We start from the raw sequence: 13,855 nt of genomic DNA on the forward strand, positions 1-13,855 counted from the left end.
AAGGCAGGCCGCCAACGAGCGCGCCGACGGATATCGGGGGCCAATATGACATCTATCGTCACCGGAGCCAGTGCTGGCTCTGCCTTGAGCGGTCGACGGCGGCGACTCGCCGAGCGCAAGAGCCTGGTGCCGCTGCTCCTGTTCCTGCCGCCGGCGGTGCTGCTGTTCACAGTCTTCGTCGCTCTGCCCATGGTGGACGCAGCTACGTTTTCCTTCTTCAAATGGAACGGCTACGGCCCAATCACCGACTTTGTCGGCTTCAAAAATTACGAGGACGTGCTGACGCACCGAAATTTCGGTACGGCCGTTCGCAACAGCCTCATCGCGGTTGCTGTCTCCCTCGCCATCCAATTGCCCCTCGCCATGTGGTGCGCCATCGCCTTGTCCGAGCGCGGTGTGAGCATCAATGTCATGCGCACGATCTTCTTCCTTCCGTTCATGCTCGCGGAAGTCGCAGCCGGCCTGATCTGGAAGTTTGTTTATGACGGCAATTATGGCCTGCTACCGGCCATCGGCGGGGCGATAGGCGTCGAGATGCCTTTCGTGCTCGGCGACCGCACCTGGGTGATCCCTGCGATCATGCTGGTCATCACCTGGAAATATTTCGGCTTCCACATGATGATCTATATCGCCGGCCTTCAATCCATTCCCGGCGAGGTTATCGAGGCCGCGCGGCTGGACGGTGTCAAGAAATGGCAGATCGTGCGCCATATCCAGATCCCCATGGTCCGGTCGGCGCTGGTCATTTCAGTGTTCTTCTCCATAACGGGCGCCTTGCAGCTCTTTGATCTGATCATCCCGTTGTCCAATGGCGGCCCATCGCACTCCAGCCACACCATCGTCACCTTCCTCTATCAGTTCGGCATCCTGCGCATGAACCTGGGTTTCGGAGGTGCGGTCAGCGTTCTGCTGTTCATCGCCTGCGTGGTCGTGGCGCTGGCCTATCGTCGCATTCTCTTTCGGGTGGAGCACAATTGATGGCCGCCGCTTCCAAGAAACGCCGTCCCGCCGTCTCGCCCGTCCAGTGGGCAAGCCTTGTTCTTGTGGCGATTTTCGTAATCGTACCGTTCTATACGACCGCTCTCGGCGGCTTCAAAGAGATCGGCGAATTGCGGGTGAACCCGTTTGGCTTCCCGCAGAGCTGGGATCCGATTCGATTCATCGAAATCCTGGGTGGCCCTAGATACTTCTCCTCGCTGATGAACTCGTTCCTTATCGCGGCGGGCACTGTCGTCCTGTCCACGCTGGTCGCCTCGATGACCGCCTTTGCCTTGGCTCATATCAAGTTCTTCGGCAGCCGCTTCCTGATGGGCTATCTGATGCTGGGACTGCTTTTCCCGTCCGCGACCGGCATTCTGCCGCTGTTCATCAAAATGCGCGATCTGGGGATGCTCGACAGCCACTGGGGCATCATTATCGTCCAGGTCGCGTTCAGCGTGTCCTTTGCCGTTCTGCTGTTCCATAACTTCTTCAAGGAGCTGCCGAAGGAACTGGTCGATGCAGCGCGCATGGATAATTGCGGTTATATCCGTATCTATTGGTACGTCACCTTGCCGTTGTGCCTGCCGATCATTGCAACGGTCGGCGTCTTCAATTTCGTCGGCAGTTGGAACAGCTTCCTCCTGCCTCTTATCGTGCTGAATTCGGAGGCCAAATACACCTGGCCGCTCGGCATCATGCAGTTCCAGGGACAATATGGCTCGGATTGGCCGCGCATCCTGGCCTATCTGACCCTGTCGATCCTGCCTGCCATTGCATTCTTTCTTGCGGCGCAACGCTTCGTCATCTCCGGCCTCACCGGTGGTGCGGTCAAGGGGTGACCATGTGATCACATTGTTGCCCTCACATTGGCCAAGGCCGTCCTTGACGGCCTAGGCGTTCTGCCCATTTCGGACTCTGAAAACAGGGAGTGCAACTAAAGCCTAGCTGTTCACTCACGATCTTTCCTGCTCTGCAAACCGTTCGCCTGGGGAGGCGATTACAGGAGAGATCGAATGTCCGACGAGAAGGCGCAAAGCCTGAAAGAAGCCGCGCTGCATTTCCATGAATTCCCGCGCCCCGGGAAGCTGGAGATCACGCCGATCAAACCGCTGGCCAATACTCGCGACCTGTCGCTTGCCTATTCTCCCGGCGTCGCCACGCCTTGTGAGGAAATAGCCGCCAATCCGGCCGACGCCTATCGCTATACCTCCAAGGGCAATCTCGTCGCGGTTATCTCCAACGGCACGGCTGTGCTGGGCCTGGGCAATATCGGCGCACTCGCCAGCAAGCCGGTCATGGAAGGCAAGGCGGTCCTCTTCAAGAAATTTGCCGGCATCGATTCCATCGACATCGAGGTCAACGAGCAGGACCCCAAGAAATTCATCGAGATCGTCGCCCCGCTCGAGCCGACCTTCGGTGGCATCAATCTCGAAGACATCAAGGCGCCAGAATGCTTCGAGATTGAAGAAGTCCTGCGCGAGCGCATGAACATCCCGGTCTTTCATGACGACCAGCACGGCACTGCCATCATCGTCGCCGCCGCTGTGATCAACGCCATGCGCCTCGTCGGCAAGGACATTTCCAAGGTCAAGATCTGCACATCCGGGGCAGGGGCCGCGGCCATCGCCTGCATGAACATGCTGATCGCGGTGGGCGCCAAGCGCGAAAACATCTGGATCGCCGACTCAAAGGGCCTCGTCACCAAAAAGCGCGACAATTCGGTCGACCGTTGGCGCGGCGCCTTTGCGCAGGATACCGACAAGACAGAGCTTGCCGAGGTCATGGACGGCGCCGACATCTATGTTGGCCTGTCCAAGGCCGGGGCGCTAAAGCCCGAAATGATGAAGAACATGGCCCCCAATCCGCTGATCCTGGGTCTCTCCAATCCCGTTCCCGAAATCATGCCGGAACTGGCCAAGCAAGCGCGCCCCGATGCGCTGGTCTGTACGGGTCGCTCGGACTATCCCAATCAGGTCAACAACGTTCTCTGCTTCCCCTTTCTCTTCCGCGGCGCGCTCGATTGCGGCGCCACCATTATCAACGAAGAGATGAAGGCCGCCGCTGCCCATGCCATCGCCAGGCTTGCGCATGAGCCGGGCCTCGAAGCCACCGCTCATGGCGTCCCCGCCATCTTTGGACCAGATTATCTCATCCCCAACCCCTTCGATCAGCGCCTGATCCTGCGCATTGCCCCGGCCGTCGCCAAGGCGGCGATGGATTCCGGTGTCGCCGCTCGCCCCATCGCCGATTTCGATGCCTATCGCGACCAGCTCCGCCGCTTTGTCTTCCGGTCGGGCATGGTCATGAAGCCGATGATCGAGCGCGCCCAGGCCGCCGGAAAACGCATCGCCTTTGCCGAGGGTGAAGATGAGCGGGTACTCCGCGCCGCCCAGGTCATTCTCGAAGACGGTATCGGCAAGCCGATCCTGATCGGGCGGCCCTCGGTGATTGAATCAAGGTTGGAGCGTTTCGGCCTAACCATCCGTCCTGGCAGCGATTTCGAGATCATCAACCCCGAAGACGATCCTCGTTACCGCGACTATGTCGCTGAATTTCATGCCTTGGTCGGCCGCAAGGGCGTCACGCCCGATACCGCCCGCACTATCGTGCGCACCAATACTACGGTCATTGGTGCGCTCGCGGTGCGACGCGGTGAGGCAGATGCCCTGATCTGCGGCTTGCAGGGGCGCTTTATCAAGCATGCTCGGGACATTCATTCCATCATCGGCCTTGCGGACAATGCCAGCCAGCTCTCGGCGCTCTCGATGCTGCTACTCAATCGGGGCGTGTTCTTCCTGGCGGACACATATGCCAATATCGATCCGAGCGTGGACGAACTCGTCTCGATCACACTGCAGGCTCGCGACCATCTCAAGCGCTTCAACATAGATGCCAGGGCCGCATTGCTGAGCTATTCGAACTTCGGTTCTCGCGATGGCGACACCTCCGTAAAAATGCGCGCTGTCTATGAGCGGCTGAAGGCCGTGGCGCCCGATCTCGTGGTCGAAGGCGAGATGCAGGGCGATCTGGCGGTCAATGCGGAACTGCGGTCGCGCTATATTCCCGACTCGGTCCTTTCGGGCGAAGCCAACCTGCTTGTCTTCCCCAATCTCGAGTCTGCAAATCTCTCGATGACCCTGCTCAAGGAGCTCAATAACGGGTTGCACATCGGCCCCATCCTGATGGGGACGCGCCAACCGGCACATATCGTCGCCCCGACGGTGACCTCCAGAGGGTTGGTCAATATGGCAGCGATTGCCGCTACGGAAGCAGCAGGTTAGGCGGCTTCTTCGCTTTTTGCCGGATGTTTCCCGCCTGCCTGGAAATGATCCCTTGGGCCAAGGAAGAAGGATTGGAGACGCTGGGGACTGGTCACACCTCAGCGCGCTCCGTTAAGGTCGTCGACAACCGCTTCGGGGAGAGGAGCGGACCAGGAGGAAAAGCCCATGACGTTCCGTGCCCTGCTGACTGAAAAGGCCGATGACGGCAGCGTTTCTTCGTCTGTGCAGCAGCTCGACGAAGGGCGCCTGCCTGAGGGCAATGTAACGGTCGACATCGATTGGGCCGGACTCAACTACAAGGATGGATTGGCCCTGACTGGAAAGGGCGGGCTGGTGCGCGCCTATCCGCATGTTGCCGGCATCGATTTTGCGGGGCGCGTGCGGGAAAGCAGCGATGACCGCTATCGCCCTGGCGATGGCGTGGTTTTGACCGGCTGGCGGGTCGGCGAAACCCATTGGGGTGGATATGCGCAAAGAGCCCGGGTCCTGGGCGATTGGCTTGTCCCGCTCACAGAAGGATTATCCACTCGCCAGACAATGGTCATCGGAACAGCCGGCCTCACCGCAATGCTGGCGATCAATCGGCTTGAAGCCCTTGGCATGACACCGGACGGAGGCGAGTTGCTCGTTACCGGCGCCGCCGGCGGCGTCGGCTCCATCGCAGTGGCGCTGGCCCACCGGCTCGGCTATTCGGTCACGGCACTTTCAGGGCGGCCGCAACATGCCCAGATGCTGAGAGCACTCGGTGCATCGACCATTCTCGACCGCACTGATTTTATGGCTCAGCCAGACAAACCCCTGGAAACCGCGCGCTTCGCAGCTGCCATCGATTGCGTGGGCGGAGATATTCTTTCCAAGCTGCTTCGCCAGATTGCCTATGGCGGTTCGGTGGCAGCTCTCGGCAATGCAGCCGGCATCGGCCTCAATACCAATGTCCTGCCTTTCCTGCTGCGCGGGGTGAACCTGCTCGGCATCGATAGCGTCATGCAGCCCTTTGAGTCCCGCGTCGCTGCATGGACTCGCCTCGCCGGACTGTTCGACTTTGCGGCTTATGAAGGCAATGTCGAGGTGATCGGCCTCGAGCAGTTGCATGATAAGGCCATGGATATTCTGGCTGGCAAGGTCCATGGCCGTGTCATCGTCGACCCATCACGCTGATGACGCCCTTCACTTTCTGTCTCAGTGACAGGACGGTGACAGGCAAGCCTGCATAAGCTCCCCGTACGGACGCAATGACGTTCGACTTGTTTGGGAGGAATTATGAACAAGCTGCTTCTTGCGGCGCTGGTTTCCGGCGCCCTTTCGGTGTCGGCCTACGCGGCCGACTACAATATCATCGCGCCAGCAGCACCGGGTGGTGGCTGGGACCAGACGGCCCGCACGATGCAGGAGGCCCTGGTTTCGAGCGGTGTGTCCTCCAACGTGCAGGTGGTCAATGTTCCCGGCGCCGGTGGGACCATCGGTCTGGCCCAGTTCGCCACCCAGGAATCGGGCAACCCCAATGCCCTGATCGTCGGCGGCTACGTCATGGTCGGCGCGATCCTGACCAACGCGTCCCCCGTAACCTTGGAACAGGTGACCCCGATTGCACGCCTCACCGGCGAAGCCGTGGCGATTGTCGTTCCGGCTGCATCCGATATCCAGACGCTCGATGATCTTGTCGCCAAGCTGAAGGAAAACACCGGCGCCGTATCCTGGGCCGGCGGGTCAGCTGGTGGTGTCGATCACATCACGGCAGGCCTTATCGCTAAAACAATCGGGGCTGATCCGACGCAGGTCAACTACATCGCCTATTCCGGCGGTGGTGAGGCCCTTGCCGCCGTACTTGGCGGCCAGGTGACGGTCGGCATTTCGGGCATCAGCGAATTTGCGTCCCAGATCGAGGCCGGCGATCTCCGCCTGATCGCGGTTTCGTCCGAAGACCGCGTGCCGGGCGTTGATGGCCCCACCCTCAAGGAAGCCGGCGTCGATCTGGCTGTTCAGAACTGGCGCATGGTTGCCGCCGCTCCGGGCATCTCCGACGAGCAGAAGGTTGCCATTACAGCCGACATCCAGACAATGGTTCAGTCCGACGCCTGGCAGGCTGCTCTCGAAAGCCGCGGCTGGGTCGACACCTACCTTGATGGCGAAGCCTTCGATGCGCAGCTTGCTGCCGACATCGCCGCGACCGAGACCATCCTGAAAGACATCGGCCTGGTCCAATGACAACAGGCTCCTCCAGGCCCGAGCGCCGCCCCGATGGGGCGGCGCTCGTCATCGCGGCCATATTGGCAGGGTTGGCCATAATCATCTTCTGGCAGACCAGCCAGATGCGCGTACCCCCCATCCAGCAGCGTGTGGGGCCAACGGTCTTCCCCTATGTGATTGCCTCAGGCCTGCTCCTGCTGTCGATCGGCACCATCGTCTCGGCCCTGCGCAACGGGTTTCCCGAACGCAGCAAGGACGATTACCGCCCGATTTTCTGGATCGTCGGTGGCCTTGTCGGTCAGATCCTTCTGCTGTCGACGGCCGGTTTCTCGGTGGCGACGGGCGTGCTCTTCGCCTTCACTGCCAAAGCGTTCGGGCGCGGACCTCTCTGGCAGACCATTCCCATAGGTATCGTCTTTGCCTTCATCGTCTGGTTCATTTTCGCCAAGGGCCTGATGCTGTCGCTGCCGGCGGGTGTGCTTGAACGGTTGCTGACCACGGGGAGCCTCGTCTGATGAATACGTTCGAACTCCTCGGCCAGGGTCTCATCGCGGCCTTGCAATGGCAAAACCTGATCTACGCCCTGATCGGTGTGACCCTGGGAACAGCCGTGGGCGTACTGCCCGGCATCGGCCCGGCGTTGACCGTCGCGCTGTTGCTGCCCGTGACCTACAAGTTGGATCCGGCCGGGTCACTGATCATGTTTGCCGGCATTTATTATGGTGGCATGTATGGCGGGTCCACCACGTCCATCCTGCTCAACACGCCGGGCGAAAGCGCCTCGATCGTCACCGCGCTCGAGGGCAACAAGATGGCGCGCAAGGGCAGGGGCGGCCCAGCACTTGCCACGGCTGCCATCGGGTCCTTCGTCGCAGGCCTGATCGCCACCCTCGGCCTCGCCTTTATCGCGCCCTTCGTGGTCCGGTTTGCCCTGTCCTTCGGGCCCGCCGACTATTTCGCTCTGATGGTGCTGGCCTTTGTGACCGTTTCGGCCGCGTTCGGCGACAGCGCACTGCGCGGCCTGACGGCTTTGTTTATCGGTCTCGGATTGGGCTTGATCGGGATCGACCTGCAGTCGGGCCAGACACGCCTTGCCTTCGGGGTCATGGATCTGCTCGACGGCATCGAGGTGACCACGCTGGCCGTGGCTTTGTTCGCCATCGGCGAGACGCTCAAGACCGCTTCGGATCGTGAGCAAGTTGCTGCCAAGGTGATGGCGGTCAAGGGGTCGGTCTGGATGACCCTTGGAGATTGGAAGCGCAGTTGGGCCGCCTGGCTTCGTGGCACGGCCATCGGTTTTCCGATCGGCGCCATGCCCGCGGGCGGGGCCGACGTGGCCAGTTTCCTGTCCTACAGTGCCGAAAAGAGCTTCACCAAGCATCCCGAGGAATTCGGAAACGGGGCAATCGAAGGCGTCGCAGGACCCGAAGCAGCCAATAATGCCTCGGCGGCAGGCACGCTCGTGCCACTCCTGACGTTAGGCCTGCCAACTACGGCAACTGCGGCTATTATGCTGGCCGGCTTCCAGCAATTCGGGCTGCAGCCCGGCCCATTGCTGTTTGCCAACAATGCGCCGTTGGTCTGGGCGCTCATTGCCAGTCTTCTGGTCGCCAACTTCATGCTGTTGGTGCTCAACCTGCCGCTGATCGGTCTGTGGGTAAAGCTGCTGACCGTGCCCAAGCCATGGCTTTATGCCGGCATTCTCGTCTTCGCTACCCTCGGCACGCTGGGGGCAAATGGCGCGATGTCCATGGGGATCGGCCCGGTTCGGATTTCGTTCGAGCTCGTGCTGCTTTTGCTGTTCGGTATCCTGGGCTATTTCCTGCGCCGCTTCAGTTACCCGATCGCTCCGGTCGTGGTGGGCCTGATCCTCGGACCCATGGCCGAACAGCAATTGCGCCGTGCCCTAGCGATCAGCCAGGGCGATCCTGCGATCCTCGTCAACTCGCCCATTTCCATGGTGCTCTATGTGGTTGCGCTGATCGCCGTGGGCCTGCCGCTCATCCTGCGTCTGCGCGGCAAGGGCAAGGTCCTTGGCCAGCTGGCAAGCGACGAGGACTAGCCGCCATAACAGGGGCATGCGTGTTGACGCAAAAAGCCCGGATGCCAGACAGGAACTGGCACCCGGGCTTTGTCATACCGGCAGATCCGCGCAGTTACCGCGAGATGAGGTAACGCGCGCAGGGAAAGCGGTCCGCAACGGCCGCGAGCGAAGCTCTTAGATCTTACCGATGGTGCGGAACGCGACCGGGTCGATGCCCAGGGATTCAAGGTGCTTCGCCTTGGGCGCCCGGCCAGCTTCGACAGCCGCCGAAACTGCAGCAGCGCTGCCGAACACGGTGGCAAAAGTGTCGAGTGTCGCAAAAAACTTGTTCTTGCGCGGGGTGCTCATGGTTAAATCCTTTCATCAGGACCTGGGATAATTCCCGGCCGTTTCCATGAACACAAGATGGGCGCGTCGGCGACTGACTTGTAGGGTTGGTTTGCTCACCCCAGCCATGCGCTGAGCGAAAAACTTGGCGCCTGGCGAATACCAGCCCTGCGTGTGGAACTGCATTGGCCTCGTGCGATCGTTCAGGGCTTGGGAGAAACGATCTCCTGCCAGGTGTCGATAAACCGCTGCCGTCTCAGCGTGTCGAGAGCGACCAGGAGCCCCGGGCCGATTGGAATTGGCTGGATAACGCCACGCCCGCGGGCGGCAATGGCTTCGCTGGTCCAATCTCCTGAACCATCGGGCACAACGGCACCCAGGGCCGTCGGGCCGGCGGCCACTGCCTGGCCGGCTGGCGAGAGCGCGAAATCGATGAAGGCGCGCGCCAAGTCGGCATGTCCAGCGTCGCGGGGAATGAGCATGGATCGCGTCAGCACAAGAACGTAATCGTCCGGCACCACGATCTCGATATTGGCGCCCTCTGCCTGTCGGGCAAAAGCGTACGAGCCCAGCACGTTATAACCCAAGGCAAGGGTGCCGTCGGCCACGCCGTTGAGAATGGCCGGACTGGACCCGGAGAACTGTGCGTTGACACGTCCGAACGCGCTGGCCAGTCGCCAGAAGGTGGATGATATGGTCTGATCCTGCGCCGCCAGGAGATAACCCACGCCGGAGAGGGCGATGTCATAGGTGGCTATCCGGCCGCGGAACCGCTCGGTCTGGGTTTCGAGTAGTTCAGCCAGCGTGAGGTGACTGCGGGGTACTTCAGCCCCGGTGATGAGATCGGGATTGTAGATGATGACGGCCGGCTCGAAGGTGAAGCCAAAGACCTCGTTGCGCCAGTGCGCCCAGTCGGGCAATGCGTCCAGAAACGGACTGTCATGCGGCTGGGCATATCCGTCATTGGCCAGCTTCAGTTGAAGGTCGGATGCTGAGCTGATCAGCAGGTCCGGAAGGGCTGAAAGCGAGCCGGCAAGATAGTTCTCATAGAGTGGCCTTGAGTCCCACTCTTCGTAGATCACCCCAGTATCGGGATGCAGGTCCTGGAAGGCGGCGATGAAATACTCGAATAACGGCGTATCGGTGGTGCCAAAGATCGTCAGGACCTTTTCGGTGCTACCATCGGGCGCCGCGTGCACGCTGGTGGCGGCGTCGACGGACTGAGGTGGCAGGGTGATGAGCGCGCTGGCGAGAATAAGTGCCATCGCCAGCCCCGGCACGGCCGAGCTTCGTTTCGGAGTGGGCAGCGTGATGGCGACGATCAGCCCGCCACCATCCCGATCCTTCAGAGACAATTGGCCGCCATGCGCTTCGACCACCCGGCTGACAATGGAAAGTCCAAGGCCCGAGCCGGCCGTCCCTGCACTGGTCGCGCCGCGCTTGAACCGTTCGAGCACCATCGTTTTCTCGCTGGCGTCGATGCCCGGCCCGCGATCCTGCACAATGACCTCCAGGCGACCCGCACCCAGCGTTCCGCTGATTTCGACAGGGCTGGACGAATACACCAGAGCGTTGTCGACCACATTGCGCATCATTTCCCGCAGGGCCACCCTGTCACCGCGGATGATTGCCGTTCCGGCCCCGGTCGCCAAGTCCACTTGAATGCGGCTTGCCTGGTCCGGGTCCAGCCGCTGGCGGACATCGTCGATCACGGCGCCCAGTGTCGTGGCGTCATTATCCTGGTTTTCGAGGCGATGGGAAATCGTAGCCTCCATGAGCAGCTGGCTGACCAGCTGACTTGCCTGCACGGCACCGGTATGAATGCGACCGACGCGGCGGCGCAGTGCTTCGGGGTCCTGCTCATCCATCGCCACCTCCGCCTGGGCGCGCAGCGAGGCGAGCGGCGTCCGCACCTCATGAGCTGCTTCCGCCACAAGACCACTCACGCGCTCCATGGCGTTGCGCAGCCGGGCCATGAAGCCGTTGAGCGCTGACACTAGATGCTCGACCTCGCTGGGCACGGGGACGGTAATGGCGGAAAGGTCGTCGGGCGCACGCGCGCGCAGGTCCTGTTCCAGCTGGGTGAGCGGCGCAAACATGCGGGTGATACCGAACCAGACGAGGCCCACGGCGAGGAAGGTCAGCGCGATCACGGGCAGCACGGCATTGGAGAGGATTTCGTTGGCCAGGGAATTGCGCTGGTTTTGCGTTTCGGCAACATGAATGGTGACCCATCCTGTGTCGCTGGGCGTGGAGATCAGGCGGCCAACGCTGACCACCCTTACGAGGTCTTCGCGATAGACGAGATCGGAGAAATGCGGTTCTCCGGAAACAGTTTCGGGCATATGCGCGGCGAGGTCCTCATAGCCGGTCACGGTGCGCGCATAGGGGTCCTCTACTGCGTAAAAGACCCGGTCCTGGCCGGAAAACATCGCAAAGGCGGCAAACGGAATTTCGACGATCACTGCCTCGGCTTCCACCTGCACGGCTCCGGCGATGGTGAGCGCCGACGCGGCCAGAAGTCGATCGAAGGCCCGGTCTGCAGCACGTTCCGCATAGTCGCGGATGAAAACGATCAGGACCAAAGAGGCAAGCAGGAGCAGACCCACCGCCAAAGCGAAAATCCGCCGGCGCAGGGAGAATGGCTTGATGGTTAGGGCGCGCACCTAGCCGACGACCCGCATCAGGTAACCGACGCCGCGAACCGTACCGATCTCAACCTGCGCACCATCGAGCTTCTTGCGCAGGCGGGAAATATGCAGCTCGAGCGCATTGATGGAAACGCTCTCGTCGAAATTGAACAGCTGGTTCATCAGCCGTTCCTTGGGCACGACCTTGCCCGCATGGGCCACAAGGATTTCAAGGAGCCGGAATTCCCTCCGGCCCAGTTCAAGGGCGCGCCCGTCGATGGCCGCGTTGAGGGCCGAAAGGTCCAGTTCGAGATTGCCCAGGGTAATGGCGCTGGAGGCCTGGCCACCGGTGCGGCGCAGCAGGGCGCGCAGCCGCGCTTCGAGCTCGCGCAGATCGAACGGCTTGACGAGGTAATCATCGGCTCCAAGGTCCAGCAGGCTGACCTTGTCGTCAATCTCCGAACGCGCGGTGATGACCAGGATAGGGGCATTGAATTTTCGCTTGCGCAGGTCCGAGATCAGCCCGATGCCGTCGCGATTGGGCAGCATCAGATCGAGCGTCACCGCGTCGAATGGCTCGCTTTCCGCCATGGCCACGACCTGAGCGCCATCCTTGACCCATTCGACCGAATGGCCGGCGCTGCGCAGCCGCTTCTCGATGGCTTCGCCCAGGTCCTCATTGTCTTCGACGAGCAGAATTCGCATGCATCCATCCCCAGCCCGAGTTTAAAGCCAGGGCTGGGCGGAGGGAAATGATTTCCGTAGTCACGGATTCTTCTGCGGCACGTCCTTGAGCTGCTCGATGAGATAGGCGTGGGTGGCAGGATTGGCGACGATCATCGCGCCGGTGGCCTCATAATATTCGGGGCCGCGCCCCCACCAATCCGTTACGACGCCGCCGGCCTCGAGAACCATCAGGATGCCTGCTGCGGTGTCACCGAAGCCGGTTTCCTCGAAATAACCGGTCAGCCGGCCACAGGCCACATAGGCGCAGGAATTGGCGGCGCTGCCGACGATCCGCACCCCGCCGATGGGAGCGCGGATGGCGTCGAGCCGGGCATAGGCGCCGGGGTGCAGCGACAGGTTGGGCGTCGGCAGGCCGGTGCCCACCGCCATGAGCGCGACGTCCTGGCTCTGGCTCACCTGCAGCCGCTCGCCGTTGAGAAAGGCGCCGCCGCCCTGGATGGCGGTGAACATTTCGTCGCTGACCGGATTGTAGATCAGTCCGCACAATGTCTGGCGTCCATGGCGCAGCGAAATGGTGATCGTATAGTGCTGGCCATTGAGAAAATTGGTTGTTCCATCAATGGGATCGACCAAGAACCTATAGTCCTGGTTCTCGCCTTCGGTTGGGGGAAATTCCTCCCCGGTGAGGCTCCAGCCGGGATAGCGGGACAAGAGGTGATTTCGGATCAGCGTCTCGGAGTCCCGGTCGGCGTCGGAGACGAAATCGCCCGGGCCCTTGATGCCGATTTCGAGGTCACGGAAGCGTTTGAAATGCTCAAGCGTCAGCGCGCCGGCCTGGCGGGCGGCGTCAATCATGTCGTTCAGGATCTTGTCGATTTCGGTCATGTGTCGAGGGCCGCTGCCAGCCCCTCCGGGTCGTCGGTGGTAATCTGGTCCACCCGGAGCGCGAGGAGCCGGGTGACCTGGGAAATTGTCGTGGAATTGACGTGGTTTATAGTCCACGCATCCACCTTGCGCCCTGCCGCGTGGACGGCGGCGATCATGTCGAAACCGGCATTGTCGGCGGCCAGCACGATCTCGTGGTGGAGATAGATGAAAGCGGCGTCAGGCGCGGTGCGAAGGGCGTTCTGAATGAAGGTCTCATGATCGCCCGTGGCCCTGAGCTGTTCGAGCGAGGCGCCGTAGCACGGATCGTAGCCGTTCATTAGCCCGGGCGTGGAATTCGTTAGCAGACTGATAGCGTCGAACGCCCCACCAGATACGATAATGTTACGTTTGAACGCAGAAACGGCCAAAGCGAAGTTTTCGACCGTCAGGTCATCGAGCGCGGCAAGGTCTTCCTTGAAGTCGAGTTGCAGAAGCGCGTCCGGATGCGGCGGATTTTGCCCCAGCAGATCGCAAAGGTCTTCGAGAAGGAGAACGCGGTCGGGCAGGGGCGATCCGTCGGCTGCGCGCAGGTAAAGCTGGCGCAGGGACGCTGCACCCGTCTCTCGCACCAGGCCGGTCCCGGTGGTCTCCCGGTCGAGCGTCTTGTCATGCAGCACGGCGCAGCCGTGATCGGCGTGGATGACGAGATCGACCTCGACGCTGGCACCCAGCCGCATCGCTTCAAGAATGCGGGCGCCGGTGAAGGCGGGGTCTGACGCCTTCCGGCGGCCCCGGTGCCATTTGAGCCAGGTCCGGTGCCCATCCCGTTCGATATAGAGCGGATCGGTCAT

At 61.4% G+C, this 13,855-nt stretch carries 12 protein-coding genes; 7 read left to right on the forward strand and 5 right to left on the reverse strand.

Annotated elements, in window-relative coordinates; all coding sequences use genetic code 11:
- Positions 1 to 45 precede the first annotated feature (45 nt).
- The 7 genes from VE26_RS03620 to VE26_RS03650 all read left to right on the forward strand — a co-directional run bounded on the left by VE26_RS03620 (position 46) and on the right by VE26_RS03650 (position 8,511).
- On the forward strand, positions 46 to 978 hold the full coding sequence (locus VE26_RS03620; RefSeq protein ID WP_046103796.1) for a carbohydrate ABC transporter permease: 933 nt from the start codon (positions 46 to 48) through the stop codon (positions 976 to 978).
- A complete protein-coding gene (locus tag VE26_RS03625; RefSeq protein WP_046103797.1) occupies positions 978 to 1,820 on the forward strand; it encodes a carbohydrate ABC transporter permease in 843 nt (280 codons plus the stop codon). Before VE26_RS03620 ends, VE26_RS03625 begins: the two co-directional genes overlap by 1 nt.
- Positions 1,821 to 1,994: 174 nt before the next feature.
- Positions 1,995 to 4,262 (forward strand): NADP-dependent malic enzyme, encoded by a 2,268-nt coding sequence (locus VE26_RS03630; protein ID WP_046103798.1) that lies wholly within the window; start codon positions 1,995 to 1,997, stop codon positions 4,260 to 4,262.
- A gap of 165 nt (positions 4,263 to 4,427) precedes the next feature.
- Entirely contained in the window at positions 4,428 to 5,420 is a 993-nt protein-coding gene (locus tag VE26_RS03635) for an MDR family oxidoreductase (protein ID WP_046103799.1), read from the forward strand.
- A 102-nt stretch (positions 5,421 to 5,522) separates the two neighbouring features.
- Positions 5,523 to 6,467 (forward strand): Bug family tripartite tricarboxylate transporter substrate binding protein, encoded by a 945-nt coding sequence (locus tag VE26_RS03640; RefSeq protein ID WP_046103800.1) that lies wholly within the window; start codon positions 5,523 to 5,525, stop codon positions 6,465 to 6,467.
- Positions 6,464 to 6,964, forward strand: coding sequence for a tripartite tricarboxylate transporter TctB family protein (locus VE26_RS03645; protein WP_046103801.1), 501 nt, complete (start codon positions 6,464 to 6,466; stop codon positions 6,962 to 6,964). The genes VE26_RS03640 and VE26_RS03645 overlap by 4 nt, the downstream gene beginning before the upstream one ends.
- Entirely contained in the window at positions 6,964 to 8,511 is a 1,548-nt protein-coding gene (locus VE26_RS03650; protein WP_046103802.1) for a tripartite tricarboxylate transporter permease, read from the forward strand. Before VE26_RS03645 ends, VE26_RS03650 begins: the two co-directional genes overlap by 1 nt.
- A 156-nt stretch (positions 8,512 to 8,667) precedes the next feature.
- Here the strand turns inward: VE26_RS03650 and VE26_RS18240 are convergent, their stop codons facing one another.
- The 5 genes from VE26_RS18240 to VE26_RS03670 form a co-directional block, all read right to left on the reverse strand.
- Positions 8,668 to 8,841, reverse strand: coding sequence for a hypothetical protein (locus VE26_RS18240; RefSeq protein WP_200897207.1), 174 nt, complete (start codon positions 8,839 to 8,841; stop codon positions 8,668 to 8,670).
- Between the two features lie 182 nt (positions 8,842 to 9,023).
- Complete coding sequence (locus tag VE26_RS03655; RefSeq protein ID WP_200897208.1) at positions 9,024 to 11,486, reverse strand: extracellular solute-binding protein; 2,463 nt, start codon at positions 11,484 to 11,486, stop codon at positions 9,024 to 9,026.
- Positions 11,487 to 12,155, reverse strand: a complete 669-nt coding sequence (locus VE26_RS03660; protein WP_046103803.1) for a response regulator transcription factor — start codon at positions 12,153 to 12,155, stop codon at positions 11,487 to 11,489.
- Between the two features lie 60 nt (positions 12,156 to 12,215).
- Positions 12,216 to 13,022 (reverse strand): inositol monophosphatase family protein, encoded by an 807-nt coding sequence (locus VE26_RS03665; RefSeq protein WP_046103804.1) that lies wholly within the window; start codon positions 13,020 to 13,022, stop codon positions 12,216 to 12,218.
- Positions 13,019 to 13,855 carry a glycerophosphodiester phosphodiesterase gene (locus VE26_RS03670; protein ID WP_046103805.1) on the reverse strand — a complete coding sequence of 279 codons (837 nt, stop codon included), beginning with the start codon at positions 13,853 to 13,855 and terminating at the stop codon, positions 13,019 to 13,021. Before VE26_RS03670 ends, VE26_RS03665 begins: the two co-directional genes overlap by 4 nt.

Origin of the sequence: Devosia chinhatensis (assembly GCF_000969445.1) — a bacterium.
Taxonomy (GTDB): domain Bacteria; phylum Pseudomonadota; class Alphaproteobacteria; order Rhizobiales; family Devosiaceae; genus Devosia; species Devosia chinhatensis.